General features: G+C 73.8%; 19 protein-coding genes, 1 other RNA gene and 1 pseudogene. 18 read left to right on the forward strand and 3 right to left on the reverse strand.

All coding sequences use genetic code 11. The annotated features are described in order from the left end of the window. Window positions 1-206: 206 nt before the first annotated feature. Entirely contained in the window at window positions 207-980 is a 774-nt protein-coding gene (locus AC230_RS28830) for a hypothetical protein (RefSeq protein ID WP_049719265.1), read from the forward strand. A gap of 69 nt (window positions 981-1049) precedes the next feature. On the opposite strand, the gene AC230_RS28835 is transcribed toward AC230_RS28830, so the two are convergent. Beyond that, window positions 1050-1241 carry a hypothetical protein gene (locus AC230_RS28835; RefSeq protein ID WP_049719266.1) on the reverse strand — a complete coding sequence of 64 codons (192 nt, stop codon included), beginning with the start codon at window positions 1239-1241 and terminating at the stop codon, window positions 1050-1052. A 298-nt stretch (window positions 1242-1539) separates the two neighbouring features. Between AC230_RS28835 and ftsE the strand changes: the two genes are divergently transcribed. The 11 genes from ftsE (at window position 1540) to AC230_RS28885 (ending at window position 12845) form a co-directional block, all read left to right on the forward strand. Then, window positions 1540-2229: a cell division ATP-binding protein FtsE gene (ftsE, locus tag AC230_RS28840; protein WP_049719267.1), complete on the forward strand. Its 690-nt coding sequence runs from the start codon at window positions 1540-1542 to the stop codon at window positions 2227-2229. A gap of 33 nt (window positions 2230-2262) precedes the next feature. Next, window positions 2263-3174 (forward strand): permease-like cell division protein FtsX, encoded by a 912-nt coding sequence (ftsX, locus tag AC230_RS28845; RefSeq protein ID WP_049719268.1) that lies wholly within the window; start codon window positions 2263-2265, stop codon window positions 3172-3174. A gap of 86 nt (window positions 3175-3260) precedes the next feature. Next, window positions 3261-4436, forward strand: a complete 1176-nt coding sequence (locus AC230_RS28850; protein WP_049719269.1) for a S41 family peptidase — start codon at window positions 3261-3263, stop codon at window positions 4434-4436. An 18-nt stretch (window positions 4437-4454) separates the two neighbouring features. Beyond that, on the forward strand, window positions 4455-4961 hold the full coding sequence (gene smpB / locus AC230_RS28855; protein WP_049719270.1) for an SsrA-binding protein SmpB: 507 nt from the start codon (window positions 4455-4457) through the stop codon (window positions 4959-4961). 108 nt (window positions 4962-5069) lie between these two features. Next, window positions 5070-5439, forward strand: a transfer-messenger RNA (tmRNA) gene (gene ssrA, locus AC230_RS31655). Window positions 5440-5571: 132 nt separating this feature from the next. Then, complete coding sequence (locus tag AC230_RS32825; protein ID WP_157868674.1) at window positions 5572-6789, forward strand: hypothetical protein; 1218 nt, start codon at window positions 5572-5574, stop codon at window positions 6787-6789. Between the two features lie 185 nt (window positions 6790-6974). Further along, window positions 6975-7208 (forward strand): hypothetical protein, encoded by a 234-nt coding sequence (locus tag AC230_RS28865; RefSeq protein ID WP_049719272.1) that lies wholly within the window; start codon window positions 6975-6977, stop codon window positions 7206-7208. Window positions 7209-7319: 111 nt separating this feature from the next. Continuing rightward, window positions 7320-8051, forward strand: coding sequence for a CGNR zinc finger domain-containing protein (locus AC230_RS28870; RefSeq protein WP_049719273.1), 732 nt, complete (start codon window positions 7320-7322; stop codon window positions 8049-8051). Window positions 8052-8119: 68 nt separating this feature from the next. After that, window positions 8120-10456, forward strand: a complete 2337-nt coding sequence (locus AC230_RS28875) for a HelD family protein (protein ID WP_049719274.1) — start codon at window positions 8120-8122, stop codon at window positions 10454-10456. Between the two features lie 371 nt (window positions 10457-10827). Next, a complete protein-coding gene (locus AC230_RS28880) occupies window positions 10828-12261 on the forward strand; it encodes an NAD-dependent malic enzyme (RefSeq protein ID WP_049719275.1) in 1434 nt (477 codons plus the stop codon). 302 nt (window positions 12262-12563) lie between these two features. Further along, complete coding sequence (locus AC230_RS28885; RefSeq protein WP_004951951.1) at window positions 12564-12845, forward strand: HU family DNA-binding protein; 282 nt, start codon at window positions 12564-12566, stop codon at window positions 12843-12845. Between the two features lie 616 nt (window positions 12846-13461). Here the strand turns inward: AC230_RS28885 and murA are convergent. Continuing rightward, a complete protein-coding gene (murA, locus tag AC230_RS28890) occupies window positions 13462-14796 on the reverse strand; it encodes a UDP-N-acetylglucosamine 1-carboxyvinyltransferase (protein ID WP_049719276.1) in 1335 nt (444 codons plus the stop codon). Between the two features lie 207 nt (window positions 14797-15003). Here murA and AC230_RS28895 point away from each other — a divergent pair, with 207 nt between their 5' ends. Continuing rightward, window positions 15004-15591, forward strand: a complete 588-nt coding sequence (locus AC230_RS28895) for a YqgE/AlgH family protein (protein ID WP_049719551.1) — start codon at window positions 15004-15006, stop codon at window positions 15589-15591. On the opposite strand, the gene AC230_RS28900 is transcribed toward AC230_RS28895, so the two are convergent. Further along, window positions 15584-16435: a LysR family transcriptional regulator gene (locus AC230_RS28900; RefSeq protein WP_049719277.1), complete on the reverse strand. Its 852-nt coding sequence runs from the start codon at window positions 16433-16435 to the stop codon at window positions 15584-15586. The genes AC230_RS28895 and AC230_RS28900 overlap by 8 nt on opposite strands. Window positions 16436-16522: 87 nt before the next feature. On the opposite strand from AC230_RS28900, the gene AC230_RS28905 reads away from it, so the two are divergent. The 5 genes and pseudogenes from AC230_RS28905 (at window position 16523) to AC230_RS28925 (ending at window position 21274) form a co-directional block, all read left to right on the forward strand. Beyond that, a complete protein-coding gene (locus tag AC230_RS28905; protein WP_241833395.1) occupies window positions 16523-17737 on the forward strand; it encodes an MFS transporter in 1215 nt (404 codons plus the stop codon). Beyond that, window positions 17724-18014, forward strand: a complete 291-nt coding sequence (locus AC230_RS28910; RefSeq protein WP_078871651.1) for a DUF3039 domain-containing protein — start codon at window positions 17724-17726, stop codon at window positions 18012-18014. The genes AC230_RS28905 and AC230_RS28910 overlap by 14 nt, the downstream gene beginning before the upstream one ends. Window positions 18015-18237: 223 nt before the next feature. Beyond that, window positions 18238-19515: pseudogene (locus AC230_RS28915) on the forward strand (extracellular solute-binding protein); the annotation flags it as partial. Continuing rightward, on the forward strand, window positions 19398-20423 hold the full coding sequence (locus AC230_RS28920; protein ID WP_422125657.1) for a carbohydrate ABC transporter permease: 1026 nt from the start codon (window positions 19398-19400) through the stop codon (window positions 20421-20423). The pseudogene AC230_RS28915 and the gene AC230_RS28920, both read left to right, overlap by 118 nt. Beyond that, entirely contained in the window at window positions 20420-21274 is an 855-nt protein-coding gene (locus AC230_RS28925; RefSeq protein ID WP_049719281.1) for a carbohydrate ABC transporter permease, read from the forward strand. The genes AC230_RS28920 and AC230_RS28925 overlap by 4 nt, the downstream gene beginning before the upstream one ends. Window positions 21275-21276 lie beyond the last annotated feature (2 nt).

A 21276-nucleotide genomic window follows, 5' to 3' on the forward strand; every position in this document is an offset into this window, starting at 1 on the left:
TCCGGGCATACGGCCCGGATCCGCCTTGACGTGTGCCCGAAAACTCGGGAGGGTGGCGGGCGGCATGCGTATCACCGGTATACGTGTGGCGGGGGGCGACACCGGGCCGTACGACGGCCACCGCTGACGTTCGCGGACCTCCCGGGACCACCGCCCGGTGCACGGCTGCCCCACCGACGAGACCAGCTACTGGGGGTAGCAGGCATATGACGAACAAGACGCGGCTGCGCATGGCGCGCATCACCGCGGGCGCGGTGATCGCCGCCGGCGCCTCGCTGACGGCCGCGGGCGCGGCCTCGGCCGCCGGCGTGGACGTCCCGCTGGGCGGGCTGTCGAAGACGGCCGGAGTCCACGGCAGCGGGGGCGTGGCTGCCCCGGACGGGCCCGAGGGTACGGCGACGCCGGCCCCGTCGATCCCGCCGACGAGCATTCCGCAGCCGACGGAGAATCCGCCCACCGGCGTGCCGACTCAGGAGCCCACGCACGAGCCCACGCACGAGCCGACGATCCCGCCGACTCAGGAGCCCACGCAGGAGCCCACGCACGAGCCGACCCGGGAGCCCACGCACGAGCCCACCCGGGAGCCGACGCACGAGCCCACGGGGAACCCGACGTCCGACCCCACGTCCAAGCCGGACCCGACGGGCAACCCGGATCCCACCGGCAGGCCCGACCCGACGGGCACGCCTGACCCGACCGGCAATCCCACCCCCGGCACCAGCGAGAGCCCCGCTCCCCACGGCACCCCCGGCCATGACGACGCCACCACCTGCCCCGTGGACACCGGCAGCGGCAACTGCAACACGGCCGCCGACAGCGCCGGCGTCAAGCCGGTGCAGCAGGCCAAGCCGAAGGAGGAGCTGGCCCAGACCGGTGCCGGCCAGACGACCTTCCTCGTGGCCGGCGCCGCGACGATGATCGCGGGCGGCATCGGCTTCCGCCTCCTGCCGCGGGTGATCAACCGCAACACCCCCGCGTGAGCGGGGCCTGAGGCACGCGGCATGAGAAGGGCCCGGGGCGCTGTCGCGCCCGGGCCCTCACGCGTTCGCTCAGCCCGCGAAGCCGTGGGCCAGCATGGCCACCGCGACCAGTGCCACCAGCAGTGCGAGCAGCGTGGCGGGGGTCAGGCCGGCGAGGCCGCCCTCCTGCTGGAGCCGCTCCCGGCTCGCCCGGCACACCGGGCACCGGCCCTCGCTGACCGGGGCTGCACAGTTGGCGCACACCAGTCGGTCGCATGTCATGCGAATTCCTCCTCCGGTACGTCCAACGTGAGAGAGAGCCGGGCGGTTCCCCCTACCACTGTGCCAGCTTTCCCGCCCTTCGGCGCGACCGGTACCCGGGAGGGGACACCGCCGGCGCCGCTCCACCCCGGCCGGGGCCCGATTGTCCTCGATTTGTCCCCGTAGGAGGCGGTAATAAACCCGTCAACACAGGACGCCGACTGCGCGTACACGGGTCGTTCGCGTATGGTCACGCACACCGACGGGCGCCGCGACCGTGGCGTTCCGTGCCGCTCTCCAGGTCGCACGTGGTGCACTCGTGATTCGATTCGACAACGTCTCCAAGTCCTACCCGAAGCAGAACCGCCCGGCGCTCCGGGACGTCTCGCTCGAGATCGAGAAGGGCGAGTTCGTCTTCCTGGTCGGTTCCTCCGGTTCCGGCAAGTCCACCTTCCTCAGACTCCTGCTCCGGGAGGAGCGGGCCAGCCACGGCCAGGTGCACGTGCTGGGCAAGGACCTCGCCCGCCTCTCCAACTGGAAAGTGCCGCAGATGCGGCGCCAGTTGGGCACCGTCTTCCAGGACTTCCGGCTGCTGCCCAACAAGACGGTCGCGGAGAACGTGGCCTTCGCCCTGGAGGTCATCGGCAAGCCGCGCGGCGAGATCCGCAAGGCCGTCCCGCAGGTGCTGGAGCTGGTGGGGCTCGGCGGCAAGGAGAGCCGGATGCCCGGCGAGCTGTCGGGCGGTGAGCAGCAGCGGGTGGCCATCGCGCGGGCGTTCGTCAACCGCCCGATGCTGCTGATCGCCGACGAGCCCACGGGCAACCTCGACCCGCAGACCTCCGTCGGCATCATGAAGCTGCTCGACCGGATCAACCGGACCGGCACGACCGTCATCATGGCCACCCACGACCAGCAGATCGTGGACCAGATGCGCAAGCGCGTCATCGAGCTCGACCAGGGCCGTCTCGTGCGCGACCAGTCGCGCGGCGTCTACGGCTACCAGCACTGAACAGCCAGCACGGAAAGGCAGTGAAAGGACGCCATGCGCGCCCAGTTCGTTCTGTCGGAGATCGGCGTCGGTCTCCGCCGCAATCTCACGATGACCTTCGCGGTGATCGTGTCGGTCGCCCTGTCGCTGGCCCTCTTCGGCGGTTCGCTGCTGATGAACGAGCAGGTCAACTCGATGAAGGGCTACTGGTACGACAAGGCCAACGTCTCGATCTACCTCTGCAACAAGACCGACAAGGCGAACTTCTCCTCCTGCGCCAAGGGCGCCGTCACCGATGAGCAGAAGAAGCAGATCAAGGCCGATCTGGAGAAGATGCCGCTGGTCCAGAGCATCCACTTCGAGACGTCGGAGGAGGCGTACAAGCACTACAAGGAGGAGTTCGGCAGCCAGCCGCTGGCCACGGTGGTGACGGCCGACCAGATGCAGGAGTCCTTCCGCATCAAGCTCAAGGACCCCACCAAGTACGAGGTCATCTCCAGCGCCTTCCAGAAGCGCCCGGGCGTGCAGACCGTCGAGGACCAGAAGGACACCCTCAAGAGTCTCTTCAACCTCCTCCGCTACATGAACTGGGGCGCCCTGGGCGTGATGTTCCTGATGCTCGTCGTCGCCCTGCTGCTGATCGTCAACACGGTCCGCGTCTCGGCGTTCAGCCGGCGGCGGGAGACCGGGATCATGCGGCTGGTGGGCGCGTCCAGCTTCTACATCCAGGTGCCGTTCATCATGGAGGCGGCCGTCGCCGGACTGCTGGGCGGGATCCTCGCCTGCGTCCTGCTGGTGTGCGGACAGCAGTTCCTGGTCAACAACCTGCTCGCCACCCACATCGACGTCATCCAGTTCATCGGCTGGGACGCGGTGCTGACCAAGCTGCCGCTCGTCCTCGCGACCGGACTGCTGATGCCCGCGCTGGCCGCCTTCGCCGCGCTGTGGAAGTACCTGAAGGTGTAGCGGAGGGTTCGCGGTACGGACGGGACGGGGGCGGCGTCCCCGTCAACTCCCCGTGGCGGGGCCGGTGGTGGCCTAGACTCTCGCGCATGTCCGGCCCGCCGATGTCCGTACCGCGGCGCCGCCTCCGTCGCGGCGCGGTGCTGACCCTGGTCTTCGCCGGAACGCTGGCCACCGGAGCGGCCACCGGGTCGTGGGGCGCGGACGCCCGGCACGGGCTCCCGTCCGGGGCGTCCGCGCCGCGCGCCGCCGGCGCGCAGGACGGCAGGCGCCCCGCCCCGTCCGCCGCCCGCCCCCACGGCCCCGCGGCGGTCGCGTCCGACCGCTGGGGCGGCGTCTACAGCGCCCGTGAGTACCAGGGCTTCGAGCGCGCCCTGAGCGGCGAGTACGTGGGGGTCGGCCTCTCCGTCCGCCGCCTCGCCGACGGCGCGATGGAGGTCGAGGGCGTCGAACGGGGCGGCCCCGCCGCCCGCGCCGGGATCACGCCGGGCGAACGGCTGCGCACCGTGGACGGGGTGGAGGTGACCGGCCGCCCGGTCACCGACGTCGTCGCCCGGCTGCGCGGCGGCCCCTCCGGGACGGCCGGTACGGGCAGCCCGGTACGGCTGGGGCTGGTCCGGGCCGGGGACGCGGCGGCCCCGGAGGGCGCGGTGCGCGAGCGCACGCTCCGCCGCGAGCGCCTGCGCACCAGGAGCGTCGTCTCGGGCCGGTTCCGCGACGGCACGGCCGCCGGCACCCGGATCGAGGTCGCCTCCTTCACCCGGGGCACGGGCCGCGCGGTGCGCGAGGCGGTACGCGCGGCCGGGCCGTGCGAGGGCGTCCTGCTCGACCTGCGCGGCAACGCCGGGGGCCTGGTCACCGAGGCCGTCACCGCCGCGTCCGCCTTCCTCGACGGCGGCCTCGTCGCCACGTACGACGTCCGCGGCCGGCAGCGGGCGCTGACCGCGCGGCCGGGGGGCGACACCCGGCGGCCCCTGGTCGTCCTGGTGGACGGCGGCACCATGAGCGCCGGGGAGCTGCTCGCCGGCGCGCTGCGGGACCGGGGCCGGGCCGTCCTCGTCGGCTCCCGGACCTTCGGGAAGGCGTCGGTGCAGATGCCCCGCCGGCTGTCGGACGGCTCGGTCGCCGAGCAGACCGTCGGCCACTGGCGCACCCCCGCCGGCCGCACCGTCGAGGACGGCGGCCTCACCCCCGACCTCGTCGTCCACGGCGATCCGGAGCCCCGGGCCCGCGCGGTATTGAGTGGCCTCGGACCGGGGGCCTAGTGCGAGAATGACCGCACCATGGGAAAGCAGCGGAACGAGAAAGAGCCGGGGCGCAAGCTCGTCGCCCAGAACAAGAAGGCACGGCACGACTACCACCTCCTGACGACCTACGAGTGCGGCATGGTGCTCACGGGCACCGAGGTCAAGTCGCTGCGGCAGGGCCGCTCCTCGCTGGTGGACGGCTTCGTGCAGATCGACGGCGGCGAGGCCTGGCTGCACAACGTGCACATCCCCGAGTACAGCCAGGGCACGTGGACGAACCACAGCGCGCGCCGCAAGCGCAAGCTGCTGATGCACCGCGCCGAGATCGACAAGCTGGAGTCCAAGGCGAACGAGACGGGGCACACGATCGTCCCGCTGGCGCTCTACTTCAAGGACGGCCGGGCGAAGGTCGAGATCGCGCTCGCCAAGGGCAAGAAGGAGTACGACAAGCGGCAGACCCTGCGCGAGAAGCAGGACCGCCGCGAGTCCGACCGCGCCATCGCGGCGGCCCGCCGGCGTCAGCGCGAGCGCGCGGCCCGGTGACCCCTCCGGGGGGAGCCCCGGGAATTCACTGGCACCGGCCGTTGTTGGTCACGTACGATGGTGCGCAGCACGCCCCGCGAGGGGCGCTGCACTTTGAAAACACAACATGGGGATGATCGGTTTCGACAGCGGATGTCGAAGCAGGGGAAGCGAGCCGAGGAAGCGGCAATGATCTCGTAAACCATATGTCGCAACCAATAATCGCCAACACCAAGCGCGATTCCTTCGCCCTCGCTGCCTGAGCAGCGACCTGCGAAGTGTCAGCCCGGGGCCGTTCCCGACCCGGATCCTGGCATCAGCTAGGGAACTCGACCACTAGGTCCGGTCACGGGACCTGGTGGGAAACCCAACAGTGACTGAGCCCGTCGGAGACTTGTCCGCGTGATCTCCGGGGCCGAGAAAATCGCAGCGGACTGCGCTCGGAGAAGCCCTGATTCCGCACCGTTGGACGCGGGTTCGATTCCCGCCATCTCCACTCATCCCATGTGAGGCAAGGCCCCACCGCCCCCGGCGGTGGGGCCTTCGCCGTATCCGCGGCCGGTCTCCCGGCCGGAACGCGCGCAACCAGGGGCCCGGGACGGCCCTCTTACTGGACAGAGGGGGTGGCGCCATGAAGGGGATCCGAGCGGCCGCCACAGTGCTGACCGTCACCGGTGCGGTGCTGCTCACGGGCGGGGCGGCGGCGTCCGACGCCATCGCGGACGGTGCGGGCGGCGCCGTGCACGTCGTGCTGAACAGCGCTTTCGAGAACCGGCCCGGGGAGCTGGTCGACGTGGACGTGCAGGGCGTCGGGCCCAGGACGCCCGTGACCGTCCACTCGGCCGCCTTCGGCCGGCGTCCCGTCCGGCTCGCCCCCTGCCGCCGCGGCTCCGGCCATCGCGGGCGGCCCGCCGTCGAGTGGACGGCCCGCCCCGGCGCGTATCCGCTCGCCGTCCGCGTCGGCGGCCGGACCGTCGCCCGGGACCTGGTGCGGGTGCGGCCGCAGAAGCCGCCGTCGTTCCGGCTCTCGGACGAGGACGGGGTGCTGCGCCCGGGCGAGCGCCTCGCCCTGTGGTTCGACGACCTCCGCCCCGGCGCGACCGGCTCCTCCTTCCTGGCCCGTTCGCCCCTCCTGCCCCGGCCGGTGCGGCTCGTGCACGACCCGCGGGGCAGCCACTGGAACAACCCCCGGATGTTCACCGGCGCCGTGACGCTGCCGCCGGACGCCAAGGAGGGCACCTACAGCATCGTCCTCACCGGGCCGGACGGACGGGCCCGGGGCGAGCGGACGGTGGCCGTCCGGGCGGCGCGTCCCGGCGACGGCGACTATCTGGGCCGGACGCGCGGGCCCGCCTTCTTCACCGCGCCCGGCGGGCCGGGACGGGCCCGCGCGCACGGGCCCGCGGCGGCCGGCGGCACGGTGAACGTCCTCTGGCGCGACGCGTCCCCCGACCCCGGGGAGGACGGGCGGCTCACCGCCACCTCCCCCGCCTTCGAGCGGCCCGTCCCGCTGCGCCGCGACCACAGCCGGGCCGGCGACGGCGACGACCCCCGCTACCTGGGCCCGGCACGGATCCGCCCGGCGCTGGGGCCGGGGGCGTACCCCGTAACGGTGGTCAGCCACCACGGGCGGGTACGGCGGACGGGCCGGCTCGTCGTCACGCCTGCCGGGGCCGCCGCCACCGAGGCCGCGTCCGGTCCCCGGGCCCCCGCGGCACCCGCGGCTTCCGCCTCCGGCGGGGGCGGTGGGCCGGTGGCCGTGGCCGCCGCTGCCGGGGGAGCGGTCGCGGTGTTGGCGGCGGCCGGCGTCGTGGTGCGGCGGAGGCGCGCGGGGGCCGCGGGGCGGTGAGGTGCGCCCCCGCCCCCCGGCGCGCCGCCGTGCGGAAGCGCGAGGCGGGCGCTGTCGCCCGGCCCCCCTCGGGGGTGGTGGGCACCCCGGCCGCTTGCCGATTGTCCGCGCCGCCCTCGACAATTGATCCGCCGAGCGGCAAGCGGCAGGAAAACCCTCGTACCGTCCGTCCACGGAGGCCGAACATGGCGGGATTTCTGGACCGGGCCAAGGAACAGGCCCAGCAGGCCCTGCAACAGGGCAAGGAGAAGGTCGAGGAGGTGCAGGCGCAGCGCGCCGGCAGCGACCTGCTGAGAAAGCTCGGCGCCGCGTACTACGCGGAGAAGCGGGGCAGCGGCACGGAGCAGGCCACCCAGGAGGCGCTGACCGCCCTGGAGGCCCACATCTCCGCGCACGGCGACGGCTTCCTGCGGGGCTGAGGCGCGGCCGCGGGGCTTCCGGGCGGGCCCCCGGCCGGGCACCCTGTGGGGAGGCGTACCGACGGGCGCACCGCCCGACAGGCATCCCCCCAGGGAAAAGGTGACACGCACATGTCTGCGGCCCCTCACGACCTGCGGTTCGACTCCGGCCGGCTCTGCCTGGACCTCATGGCCACCGCCGCCGCGGCCGGGCGCCCCGGCGAGGAGCCGTACGAGCGCCTGGCCACCCCCGAGCGGCTGCGCAGCTGGCTGCTCGGCGCCCGCGTCGTCCCGCCCGGCACGCCGCTGGACGGCGTGGACACGTCGTGGCTGCGCCGCTTCCACGCGCTGCGCGGCCTGCTGCACCGCGTGGTGCACGCCGAGGCCGTCGGCGGGCCCGGCGCCCGCGCCGCCGACGCCGACCTCGAACGCGTCAACGCCCTGGCCGCCGCCGCGCCTCCGGCCCCGCGCGCCGTGCGCGACGGCGACGGCGGACTGGTCCGGGCCATGGCCGCGCCGCCGGACTGCGCGGGGCTGGCGGCCCTGGTCGCCCGCGACGCCGTCGAGCTGCTCACCGACCCAGCCGCCCGCGCCCTGCTGCGCCAGTGCGAGGGCGAGAGCTGCACCCTCCTCTACCTCGACACCTCCCGCGGCCGGCGCCGCCGTTGGTGCTCCAGCGAGGTCTGCGGCAACCGCGAGCGCGTCGCCCGCCACCGCCGCCGGGCGATGAACGGCCGGGCGGCGAGCGGTCACGCGGGGAACGGCCACGTGGCGGACGGGGACCCGGCGGACGGCCGGGCGGCGGACAGGAAGACCGCAAGGGGGAACGACGGACAGGAAGGTGTCAAACCTCCCATGTCCTGACAGGTGCGCCAGGTCCCCCTGTTCGCGTACGGTTGAAGGCTGCCCTACGCACACAGAAGGGGGCCTGGGTGGCCGCGCAGAACGCCACGAGCGCGCAGGTGGCGACGGAACCTGAGAAGGCCGCGGACGGGATCCGCGACCGCGAGATCGGTGCCGAACAGCACCATCTGGACCGGGTGTACCGGCGCCTCGAGGAGAAGATCCACGAGGCGGAGTTCCTCATGGACGACGCCGCCAAGCGCGGCCAGGTCGGCACACCGGGGGCGCTCGCCGAGCGCGACGCCCAGGTCTTCCGCGCCGGCATCCATCTCAACCGGCTCAACAGCGAGTTCGAGGACTTCCTCTTCGGCCGGATCGACCTGCTGCTCGGCAAGGACGGCAAGAAGGGCCCGGACGGCGCGTACACCTCCGTCGAGCCCGCCGACGACGCCGTGCGCGACGAGCGGGCCGAGATCGCCGAGACCCTGCACATCGGCCGCATCGGCGTCCTGGACGCCGACTACTCCCCGCTGGTGATCGACTGGCGGGCCCCCGCCGCCGCCCCCTTCTACCGGGCGACCCCCGTGGCCCCCGGCCGGGTCGTGCGCCGCCGGGTCATCCGCTCCAAGGGCCGCCGGGTGCTCGGCGTCGAGGACGACCTGCTCCGCCCGGAGCTGCGCACCACCCTGGACGGCGAGGCGCTGCCGGTGGTCGGCGACGGCGCGCTGATGGCCGCGCTCGGCCAGGCCCGCAGCCACACCATGAGGGACATCGTTTCTTCGATCCAGGCCGAGCAGGACCTGGTGATCCGCGCCCCCGCCGCCTCCGTCACCGAGGTCGAGGGCGGCCCCGGCACCGGCAAGACCGCCGTCGCCCTGCACCGCGCCGCGTACCTGCTCTACCAGGACCGGCGCCGCTACGCCGGCGGCATCCTCGTCGTCTCGCCGACCCCGCTGCTCGTCGCCTACACCGAGGGCGTGCTGCCGTCGCTCGGCGAGGAGGGCCAGGTCGCGATCCGGGCGCTGGGCTCGCTGGTGGACGGCGCCGAGGCGGACACCTACGACGAGCCGGCCGTGGCCCGGATCAAGGGCTCGTCGCGGATGCTCAAGGTGCTGCGCAAGGCGGCCCGCGGCGCGCTGGAGGTGCCGCGCGACGGCGGCGAGGTCCCGGACCGGCTGCGCGTCGTCGCCTTCGGCGCCCGTGTCGAGCTCGGCGCGGAGGAGCTGCAGCGCATCCGGCAGACGGCCCTGGGCGGCACGGCACCGGTCAACCTGTTGCGCCCGCGCGCCCGCCGGCTGATCCTGGACGCCCTGTGGGCCAAGGCCGGCGGCGCCCGGCGCTACACGGACCCGGAGCTGGCCGCGGAGGCGCGCGCCGCGTTCGACGAGGACGTCACCACGGAGGACGACTTCCTGGCCTTCCTGGCCGCCTGGTGGCCCGAGTTGACGCCCCGTCAGGTCCTGGCGCTGATGGCCGACGAGCGCCGGCTGGCGCGCTGGACGCGCCGGGTCCTCAACCCGCGCGAGACGCGGCTGCTGGCCCGCTCCCTGGGCCGGCTCGACGGCGACGGCAAGGGCCCGCTGTCCGTCCACGACGTGGCGCTGCTCGACGAGTTGGAGACGCTGCTCGGCGCCCCGGCGCGGCCCCGGAAGCCCCGCGAGGCGGACCCGCTCGACCAGCTCACCGGCCTGGAGGAGCTGATGCCGGAGCGCGGCGAGACGCGCCGCGAGCGGGCGGAGCGGCTGGCGCAGGAGCGGCGGGACTACGCGCACGTCATCGTGGACGAGGCGCAGGACCTGACGCCGATGCAGTGGCGCATGGTCGGCCGCCGGGGCCGGCACGCGACGTGGACGGTGGTCGGCGACCCGGCCCAGTCGTCCTGGTCCGACCCCGACGAGGCGGGCCTCGCCCGGGACGAGGCGCTGGGCACCCGCCCGCGCCGCCGCTTCCGGCTGACGGTCAACTACCGCAACCCGGCCGAGATCGCCGAGCTGGCCGCCAAGGTGCTGGCCCTGGCGATGCCCGGGATGGAGTCGCCGTCCGCCGTCCGCTCGACCGGTGTGGTGCCGCGCTTCGCCGTCGCGGGCCCCGACCTGGCGGCGTCGGTCCGCGCGGAGGCCCGGCACCTGCTCGACGACGTCGAGGGCACGGTCGGCGTCGTCGTGCCGATGGCCCGCCGCGCCGAGGCGCGCGGCTGGCTGGCCGGGCTCGGCGACCGCGTGGTCGTGCTCGGCAGCCTGGAGGCCAAGGGCCTGGAGTACGACGCGACGGTCGTCGTCACGCCCGCCGAGATCGCCGACGAGTCCCCGGCGGGCCTGCGGGTGCTCTACGTCGCCCTGACCCGCGCCACGCAGCGGCTGACCGTGCTGGCGGGGGAGCGGGACGAGCCGGACGCGGACGGCGTACCGGACCTGCTGCGCGACTGACGGCCGCGATGCGCGTCCGGGCGTCCGCAGGGGGCGGCCCGGCCGGATTCCACCGGAACGGGCGCCACCGGGAATGACTTTCCGGGGGCGTTTGTTAGCCTGAGTACGGCACCGGCTCGATCCAAGCCCCCGGGCCCAACCTTTGTCGCTTCGAGCGACCACTTGCCGCGAGGCGAGCATGGCGGGTCGGTGCCGCTGAACGTCACGACGGGCGCCCTTCATCCGAAGGGCGCCCGTCGCGCGTTCATGAAAGCCGTCTTCCGGAATCCCCCGCCCGGTTACCGTCTACCCGTGGGTAGGTGGGACGATCGAACGTCGCGCGGACGGTGCGCGCGCAGCACATCGTGATCAGGGAAAGCAGGGAAGCGGCCATGGCAACGGCGCCTAGCGTCTCGTACTCGATGACGGTCCGACTGGAGGTGCCCGCCGGCGGTACCGCGGTGAGCCAGCTGACGACGGCGGTGGAGTCGTCCGGCGGTTCGGTCACGGGTCTCGATGTCACCGCGTCCGGTCATGAGCGGCTGCGTATCGACGTGACGGTCGCCGCGACGTCGACGGCCCATGCGGACGAGATCGTGGAGAAGCTGCGCGGTATCGAGGGTGTGGTGGTCGGGAAGGTGTCCGACCGTACGTTCCTGATGCACCTGGGTGGCAAGATCGAGATGGCGTCGAAGCATCCGATCCGCAACCGTGACGATCTGTCGATGGTGTACACGCCGGGGGTGGCGCGGGTGTGCATGGCGATCGCGGAGAATCCGGAGGACGCGCGCCGGCTGACGGTCAAGCGGAACGCGGTGGCCGTGGTGACGGACGGGTCGGCGGTGCTGGGTCTGGGGAACATCGGGCCGAAGGCGGCGCTGCCGGTGATGGAGGGCAAGGCGGCCCTGTTCAAGCGGTTCGCGGGGATCGACGCGTGGCCGATCTGTCTGGACACGCAGGACACGGACGCGATCGTGGAGATCGTCAGGGCCATCGCGCCGGGGTTCGCGGGGATCAATCTGGAGGACATCTCGGCGCCGCGCTGCTTCGAGATCGAGGCGCGACTGCGTGAGGCGCTGGACATCCCGGTCTTCCACGACGACCAGCACGGTACGGCGATCGTGGTGCTGGCCGCGCTCACCAACGCGCTGCGGGTGGTGGACAAGGGGATCGGTGACGTACGGGTCGTCATGTCGGGTGCGGGCGCGGCGGGTACGGCGATTTTGAAGCTGCTGCTGGCGGCGGGGGTCAAGCACGCGGTGGTGGCCGACATCCACGGGGTCGTCCACGCGGGGCGCGAGGACCTGGTGGGTGCGGATCCGCAGTCGGCGCTGCGCTGGATCGCGGACAACACCAATCCGGAGGGGGTGACGGGGACGTTGAAGGAGGCCGTGCGGGGCGCGGATGTCTTCATCGGTGTGTCGGCGCCGAATGTGCTGGGTGAGGCGGATGTGGCGGCGATGGCGGAGGGGGCGATCGTCTTCGCGCTGGCGAATCCGGATCCGGAGGTGGATCCGGCGGTGGCGCGGCGGACGGCGGCGGTGGTGGCGACGGGGCGTTCGGATTTCCCGAACCAGATCAACAACGTGCTGGTGTTCCCGGGTGTCTTCCGGGGGTTGCTGGACGCGCAGTCGCGGACGGTGAACACGGAGATGATGCTGGCGGCGGCGGAGGCGCTGGCCGACGTGGTCACCGAGGACGAGCTCAACGCCAACTACATCGTCCCCAGCGTCTTCAACGAGAAGGTCGCCGGGGCGGTGGCCGGGGCGGTCCGCGAGGCCGCGAAGGCCGCCGGAGCGGCTGTGACGGCCGCCACGACGGCCTGAGAACGGCGCGTCGCGTGGCGCGGCGCTCGTGCGGCCCCCATAGGGTGTCGGGCAGTGATCGGGCCGCGGAAACGCGGCCCCACCCGAGGCTGTGGCGCTTTCCGTGTGACTCTCCAGGGTGCCGGATTGGCTTTCCCGCCACTGGTGGGGGCAGGATGCTCCCCCGAGGACTCCGTCCGGGGGGCATCCCCCAGGGCGCGAGGGATCTAGTGGCGGACCCGGGTCCGGGGACTGTCCGAGGGCCCTGGCAGCATCGGCTTCGATCTCACGCCTCATTGGCAAGATGAACACGGGAGTACAACATGAACCGCAGTGAGCTGGTGGCCGCTCTGGCCGACCGTGCCGAGGTGACCCGCAAGGACGCCGACGCCGTTCTGGCCGCCCTCGCCGAGACCGTCGGTGAGGTCGTCGCCAAGGGTGACGAGAAGGTGACCATCCCCGGCTTCCTGACCTTCGAGCGCACGCACCGTGCCGCTCGCACCGCCCGTAACCCGCAGACGGGCGAGCCGATCCAGATCGCTGCCGGTTACAGCGTGAAGGTCTCCGCGGGCTCCAAGCTCAAGGAAGCCGCCAAGGGCAAGTAAGCAGGTCCGCGCCGAGGGCGGCCACTCCCGACCGGGAGCGGCCGCCCTCGGGCATTCCCGCCCCCTTTTTTTCCGCCCCCGCCCCGCCCTTTCACCGTTTCCGGGGGCCGCGCCCCTTCGCAACCCCGCAACGCGGCCGCGCCGCCTCCGCCCCCAACCACCGGGCGCCCTGGACGCCCACCTGTGTCCGGAATCCAGCCCCGAGCAGCGCGATGCGGCTCGTCCGGGCTTCCGCCGCGCCCGGTGGGCGCTTGAGTGTGTGGGGGGCTGTTCGGGGCCAGGGGGCGCAGCCCCCGGCTGGGGTGCACCGGCTGGGGTGCGGGGGCGAAGCCCCGTTTGCCGCGCGGAGCGCGGGCACCGGTCCCCGCCCGCCGGGGGCAGGAAGGGGCGCGGCCCGGGTGAAGCGCAGGGGCACGCCCCGCTTGCCGCGCGGAGCGCGGGCCCCGGCCCGGCCTCCCCGCGCGGAGCGCGCACCCAGGTCCCCGCCCGCTAGGGGGCACGGCACGAAGGCACGCAGCCCCTGCGTGCCGCCCCCCGCCCGGGAGAAATGGTGAAAGGGCGGGTCCGGGGCGAGGAAGCCCCGGAGCCGCCCTTCGGTGGGGGAGAGGGGGACGCGTCAGGCGGCCTGGGGGAGTTCGACGTTCGCGCCGAGGTCGCGCAGCTTCTGCATGAAGTTCTCGTAGCCGCGGTTGATGAGCTCGATGCCGTGGACGCGGGAGGTGCCCTCCGCGGCCAGGGCGGCGATGAGATACGAGAAGCCGCCCCGCAGGTCGGGGATGACCAGGTCGGAGCCCTGGAGCTTGGTCGGGCCGGAGACGACCGCGGAGTGCAGGAAGTTGCGCTGGCCGAAGCGGCAGGCGGAGCCGCCCAGGCACTCGCGGTAGAGCTGGATGTGGGCGCCCATCTGGTTGAGGGCGGAGGTGAAGCCCAGCCGGGACTCGTAGACCGTCTCGTGGACGATGGACAGGCCCGACGCCTGGGTCAGGGCGACGACGAGCGGCTGCTGCCAGTCCGTCTGGAAGCCGGGGTGGACGTCCGTCTCCAGCGCTATGGCGTTGAGCTCGCCCCCGGGGTGCCAGAAGCGGATGCCCTCGTCGTCGATCTCGAAGGCGCCGCCGACCTTGCGGTAGGTGTTGAGGAAGGTCATCATCTCGCGCTGGCTGGCGCCGCGGACGTAGATGTTGCCCTTGGTCGCGAGCGCCGCGCTCGCCCAGGAGGCGGACTCCAGGCGGTCCGGCAGGGCGCGGTGGTTGTAGCCGCCGAGCGAGTCCACACCGGTGATGCGGATGGTGCGGTCGGTGTCCATGGAGATGATCGCGCCCATCTTCTGCAGCACGCAGATGAGGTCCTCGATCTCCGGCTCCACGGCCGCGTTGGACAGCTCGGTGACGCCCTCGGCCAGGACGGCCGTCAGCAGCACCTGCTCGGTCGCGCCGACCGACGGGTACGGCAGCCGGATCTTGGTGCCGCGCAGCCGCTGCGGGGCCTCCAGGTACTGGCCGCCCTCGCGCTTCTCGATCGTGGCGCCGAACTGCCGCAGCACCTCGAAGTGGAAGTCGACCGGCCGGCCGCCGATGTCGCAGCCGCCCAGGCCCGGGATGAAGGCGTGGCCGAGGCGGTGCAGCAGCGGGCCGCAGAGGAGGATCGGGATGCGCGAGGAGCCGGCGTGCGCGTCGATGTCGGCGACGTTGGCGCTCTCCACGTGCGAGGGGTCGAGGACCAGCTCACCGGGCTCGTCGCCGGCGCGCACGGTCACCCCGTGCAGCTGGAGGAGGCCGCGGACGACCCGGACGTCCCGGATGTCGGGGACGTTGCGCAGCCTGCTGGGGCCGCTGCCGAGCAGCGCGGCGACCATGGCCTTCGGCACGAGGTTCTTCGCACCGCGGACACGGATCTCGCCCTCGAGCGGGGTACCGCCGTGGACAAGCAGGACATCGTCAGGGCCGGTCATGGATCTCGCGTTCCTGGAGTTGGGCAGTGGGCAAGAAGAAAGGGTAATGCGACCGGAGGGGGCGCTCCGCGCCAATCGGGGCTTTCGCGTACGTCATGGGTTTGCAACAACACGCTCCGCATACGGAGTAGTCGCTACCGGTTAGCGTCGTCCCCGGCACGCCCTTCCCCCTCCCCGCGGAGCCCGGAAATGCGGGATCATGTCGCCATGCCCGAGGTGTCCTCGCTCACAGGACGACTGCTCGTCGCGACGCCGGCGCTGTCCGATCCGAACTTCGACCGCGCGGTGGTGCTGCTTCTCGACCACGACGAGGAGGGCTCCCTCGGCGTCGTCCTCAACCGGCCGACCCCCGTGGGCGTCGCCGACATCCTCGCCTCCTGGGCCTTCCTGGCGGGGGAGCCGGGCGTGGTCTTCCAGGGCGGGCCCGTCTCGCTGGACTCGGCGCTCGGCGTGGCCGTCGTCCCGGGGGACGGCCGCGCCCAGGGTGCCTCCGCCGGCGACGGGCCCCTCGGCTGGCGCCGGGTGCACGGCGCCATCGGTCTCGTCGACCTGGAGGCCCCGCCCGAGCTGCTCGGACCGGTCGTCGGCTCCCTGCGGATCTTCGCGGGGTACTCCGGCTGGGGCCCGGGCCAGCTGGAGAACGAGCTGGTGGAGGGCGCCTGGTACGTCGTGGAGTCGGAGCCGGGGGACGTGTCCTCCCCGGACCCGGCCCGCCTCTGGCGGTCGGTGCTGCGCCGCCAGCGCAACGAGCTGGCCATGGTCGCCACCTACCCCGACGACCCGAGTCTCAACTAGCCGTCCCGCCCGCGAGCGCGGCGCACCGCTCGGCCAGCGGGTGCGCCCCGCGCGCGGGCAGCGCGAGCCGTACGGTCACGGGCGGGGCGTTCTTGAGCCGGACGTACCGTACGCCGGGGTGCGGCAGCCGCCCGGCGGCGGGCCGGGGCGCGACGCCGACCCCGTGCCCGGCCGCCACGGACTCCACCCACTCGTCGACGTTCCCGGCCGTGCAGGCCACCTCCGGCCGGGCGTCCTCCGGCCAGAGCTCCGGCGCGGTCGTCCCGCTGACCGTGTTGACGACCAGCGGCAGCTCGGCCAGCTCCGCCCAGTCCAGGACGCGGCGCCGGGCGAGCGGGGAGGAGCGGGGGACGGCGGCCACGCGGTCCTCCCGGCACAGCTCGACCCCGCGCGTCCCGGGCGGGAGCGGGCCGCGCAGCACGGCCGCGTCCACGTCCCCGGTGTCGAGACCGGCGAACGCGGCGTCCCGCCGCACCAGCCGGACGCCCGCGCCGGTGGCCGCCCTGAACTCCTCGACCAGGGCCGCCGCCCGGTCCGGCAGCAGCCACGCGAAGCCCAGCCGCAGCGGCGCGTCCCGGCAGGGGGCGCGCAGGACCTCGTCCAGGCGGGCCAGGGCCACCGTCAGCTCGTCGTACAGCCGCTGTCCGGCCGGGGTGGGCTCGACCCTGCGCGTGGTGCGCTCCAGCAGCCGGGCGCCGAGGGCCGCCTCCAGGGACTGGACGGCGCGGGTCAGGGCGGGCTGCCCGATGCCCAGCCGCGCGGCCGCGTAGGTGAAGCTGCGCTCCTCGACGGCGGCCAGGAACCAGCGCAGGTGACGGAGTTCGACACCGTTCGGGTCAGTCATGCGCACCGAGCATAAACGGGCCCGCCGGGGCATTTCCGAACGCGCGTGCGGGCTGCCTACGCTCCCGGCCCACCGCAACCGGAAGAGATGGGGGAGACCGCCGTGCGCAACGTCCTGCTGCTGGCCCTGGGCTCGTTCACCCTGGGGCTGGACGCCTATGTGATGGCCGGGCTGCTGCCCGCGATAGCCGACGACACGGGGACGACGGTGGCCCTCGCCGGACAGCTCGTGACCGCCTTCACGCTCGCCTACGCCGTCTCGGCGCCGCTCTTCGCGAGCCTGCTCGCCGGGCGCCGACCGCGCGCCGCGCTCACCGGCTCCCTCGCGGTGTTCACGGTGGCGAACGCCCTCACCGCGCTGGCGCCCACCTTCGCCCTCCTCGTCGCGGCCCGCGTGGCCGCCGGCGCGGGGGCCGGGCTCTACGCCGCGCTGTCCACGGCCGCCGCCGCCACGATGGTCCCCGCCGCCCGGCGCGGCCGGGCGCTCGCCCTGGTCATGGGCGGCATGGGCAGCGGTACGGTCCTCGGCGTCCCACTGGGCGTACTGCTCGCCGAGCACACCGGGTGGCGGGCCACCCTCTGGCTGCTCACGGCCCTGGGCGCGGCCGCCCTGGCCGGACTGCTGTGCCTGCTGCCGCCCCTGCCCGCGCAGCCGCAGGCGTCCGTCCGCGACCGCCTCGCGGCCGTCGCGGACCGCCGCGTCGCCCCGGTCGTCGGCGTCTCCTTCCTCGCCGCCGTCGCCAGCCTCGGCCTCTACACCTATCTCGCGCCCGTCCTGCGGGAGGCCGGCGGTGTCCACGCCGTGACCCCCTACCTGTGGGCCTGGGGCCTCGGCGGCGTCCTCGGCAGCGTCGTGGCGGGCCCGCTGGTGGACCGCACGCGCCGGGCGGCCGCCCCGGTCACGACCGTCCTCGCGCTGATCGTCGCCGCCGAGGCGCTGCTTCCCGCCCTGGCGCCGCACGCCCTCGCGGCCGGGGCGGCCCTGCTGGTGTGGGGCGCGGGCGGCTGGGCCCTCCAGGTGCCCCAGCAGCACCGGCTGCTGGAGCTGAGTCCCGGCCGGGGCCCGGTGGTCCTGGCCCTCAACGGCTCCGCCCTCTACCTGGGCAGCGCCGTCGGCTCCGCCCTCGGCGGCGCCGCCCTCGCCGCCGGGCTGGCGCCCCGCGCGCTGCCCTGGGCCACCGCCGCGGCCGCCGCGCTCGGCCTGGCCGCGCACCTCGCCGCGACGGGCCGTGCCGCGCGCGCCGACGGCCCTCGGCCGACCGCGGCGCTCCCCAGTACCCTTGGGGACCATGAGCACTCTTGAGCCCGAGCGCGGGGCAGGTACAGGCACCCTCGTAGAGCCGACGCCGCAGGTGTCGCACGGCGACGGCGACCACGAGCGCTACGCCCACTACGTCCAGAAGGACAAGATCATGGAGAGCGCGCTCTCCGGCTCCCCGGTCGTCGCCCTGTGCGGCAAGGTCTGGGTGCCCGGGCGCGACCCGAAGAAGTACCCGGTCTGTCCCATGTGCAAGGAGATCTTCGACGGCATGGGCGCCGGCGACGACAAGGGCGGCAAGGGCGGCGACGGCAAGAAGTAGCCCCCGCCCCCGGCCCCACCCCGGGATCCCCCACGGCTCCCCGGCACGCGCGGCGTGTCCGGGGAGCCGTGGGCGTTGCACGGGGCGCATCGCCGGGCCACGTTCCGGGCGCGGACCCTTGTGGGCGCGGACGGACGCCCTTAGCCTCCTCCCAATTGCGCACCGGGAAACGCGCGTTGCGCATGCTGCAACGGCGGTGTGCGCGAACGGGAGGGGAGCCCCCATGGCGCCGCACGCAGCCAGGACCGCCGCCGCCGTCCTCCTCGCCCTCGCCGCCCTCGCGGTCTCCTGCGCCCCCTCCACCTCCCCCAACTCCCCGGCGGCCGACCGCGGAACGGGCACCCTGCGCGTCTGGCTGTTCCGGGAGGTGAACAACCGGCCCAAGGAGGAGGTCGTGGCCGACGCCGTCGACGCCTTCGTCCGCGACCACCGGGGCGTACGCGTCGAGGTCGACTACATCCCCGTCGCCACCCGCGCCCAGAAGCTCAAGGCCGCCTTCAACGACCCCCGCAGCGCCCCCGACCTCGTCGAGTACGGCAACACCGACACCGCCGGCTACGTCCGGGACGGCGGTCTCGCCGACGTCACCGCCGAACTCGCCGCCCGCCCCGCCGCCGACGCCGCCGCCCTCGCCTCCGTGACCGTGGACGGAAAGCTCTACGGCACACCGCTGTTCACCGGCGTCCGCGCCCTCTACTACCGCACCGACGTCCTCCGCGACCTCGGCCTCGCCCCGCCCCGCACCCTCGCCGAACTCGCCGCCGCCGCACGGCGGATCCACCGCGAGCGGCCCCGCCTCTACGGCATCGCCGTCGGCGGCGCCTACACCTACGGCGCCCTCCCCTTCGTCTGGGCCCACGGCGGCGACGTCGCCCGCCGCACGGGACGCACCTGGCGCGCGGCGATCGACGACCCCAAGTCCCGCGCCGGCGTGCGGGAGTGGACCGCCCTCTTCGGCGACGACAACTGCCCCGCGAGCCGCTGCGCCGCCATGGGCGGCAACGACACGGTCCAGGCGTTCGCCTCCGGCCGCGCCGCCATGGCGATCGCCGGGGACTTCAACCGCGCGGCCGTCGACGGCGGCCCGGCCAAGGGCCGCTACGCCGTCGTCCCGCTGCCCGGCCTCGAACCGGGCAGCATCGCCCCGGCGTTCGCGGGCGGGAACAACATCGGTGTGCTCAGGAGCAGTTCGCACCGCACCCTCGCCGTCGGCCTCATGAGGTCACTCACCTCCCGCCGCACCCAGGACCGGCTCTTCGACGCCATGGGCTTCCTGCCCGCCTCCGCCGACGCCCGCCGCGCGGCCGCGCGCCGGCAGCCCTTCGCCGCGCCCTTCGTGCGCACCCTCGACGCCGGCACCGTCGCCGTCCCCGCCACCCCGGGCTGGTCGGCGATCGACGCCGGACAGGTGCTGCCGACGATGTTCCAGGAGATCGTCAGCGGACGGAAGGACGTGGACGAGGCGACGGCCACCGCCGCCCGCCGCATGGACGAGGCGTTCCGCCGATGAACAGGAACACCCGCCCCTGGACCCCCTGGCTCTACCTCGCCCCCGCCCTCGCCCTCCTCGGCGGGCTCCTGCTCTACCCCGTCTACCAGCTCGGCCTCGTCTCCGTCCTCGACTACACCCAGGCCCAGGTCAGCGGCGGCGTCCCGACCTCCTTCCGCGGACTGGCCAACTACCGCGAGGTGTTCGGCGATCCGCAGTTCCGCCGGGCGCTCGTGGCCACCCTCGGCTTCGCCGCCGCCTGCGTCCTCGCCACCCTCGCCACCGGCTGCGCCGCCGCCGTGCTCCTCACCCGCGTCCGCGCCCTGCCGCGCCTGGCCCTCATGCTCGCCGCGCTCGGCGCCTGGGCGACGCCCGCGGTCACCGGCTCGACGGTGTGGCTCTTCCTCTTCGACCCCGACACCGGCCCGGTGGACCGCGCGCTGACCGCGCTCGGCCTCACCGGCTTCGACGGCCACTCCTGGACCTACGACCGGTGGAGCGCCTTCGCGCTCGTCCTCCTCGAAGTGGTCTGGTGCTCCTTCCCGTTCGTGATGGTCACCGTCTACGCGGGCATCCGGGCCGTGCCCGGCGAGGTGCTGGAGGCGGCGGCGCTCGACGGCGCCTCGGCCTGGCGCACCTGGCGGCACGTCACGGCGCCGATGCTGCGGCCGGTGCTGGCCGTCGTCACCCTCCAGTCCGTCATCTGGGACTTCAAGGTCTTCACCCAGATCTACGTCATGACCAACGGCGGCGGCATCGCCGGACAGAACCTCACGCTCAACGTCTACGCGTACCAGAAGGCGTTCGCCTCCTCGCAGTACAGCCTCGGCTCGGCGATCGGCGTGGTGATGCTGCTCGTCCTGCTCGCCGTCACGCTGGTGCACCTGAGGCTGCTGCGGCGCCGGGGGGAGGAGATATGAGCACGGTCCCGCGCGGCCCGGGGCGGCTCGCGGCCGAGGCCGTGGCCCTGCTGGCCGCCGCCGTCACCGCCTTCCCCCTCTTCTGGATGGTGCTCTCCGCCGTCAAGCCCGACGGGGAGGTGCGCTCGGACCGCCCGCGGCCGTGGACCCTGCACCCCACCCTCGGCTCCTTCCGCCGCGTCCTCGGACAGCAGGACTTCGGGCGGTACTTCCTCAACAGCCTGCTGGTGGCCGGGACCGTGGTCGTCGCCTCGGCGCTCGTCGCCTTCCTCGCGGCGGTCGCCGTCACCCGCTTCCGCTTCCGGCTGCGCACCACGCTGCTGGTCATGGTCCTCGTGGCGCAGACGGTGCCCGTCGAGGCGCTGGCCATCCCGCTGTTCTTCGTGCTGCGCGACGCCGGCGCCACCGTGCCCGGCGTCGGCCTCAACACCCTGGGCGCGCTGATCCTCCCGCACCTCGCCTTCTCCCTCCCCTTCGCGATCTGGATGCTGCGCGGCTTCGTCAAGGCCGTGCCGGAGTCGCTGGAGGAGGCCGCGTACCTCGACGGCGCGAGCCGCGCCCGCTTCCTGTGGGGGATCCTCTTCCCGCTCGTCCTCCCCGGGCTCGTCGCGACGAGCGTCTTCTCGTTCATCTCCACCTGGAACGACTTCCTGTTCGCGAAGTCGTTCATCATCAGCGCCACCGAGAACTCGACCCTGCCGATGGCCCTCCTCGTCTTCTTCAAGGACGAGGGCAACGACTGGGGCGGCATCATGGCGGCGTCCACCCTGATGACCGTTCCCGTCCTCGTCTTCTTCGTACTCGTGCAGCGGCGCCTGGTCTCCGGACCGGGCGGCGCGGTCAAGGACTGACA

The sequence above is a fragment of the Streptomyces caatingaensis genome (genome assembly GCF_001187435.1).
GTDB lineage: Bacteria > Actinomycetota > Actinomycetes > Streptomycetales > Streptomycetaceae > Streptomyces > Streptomyces caatingaensis.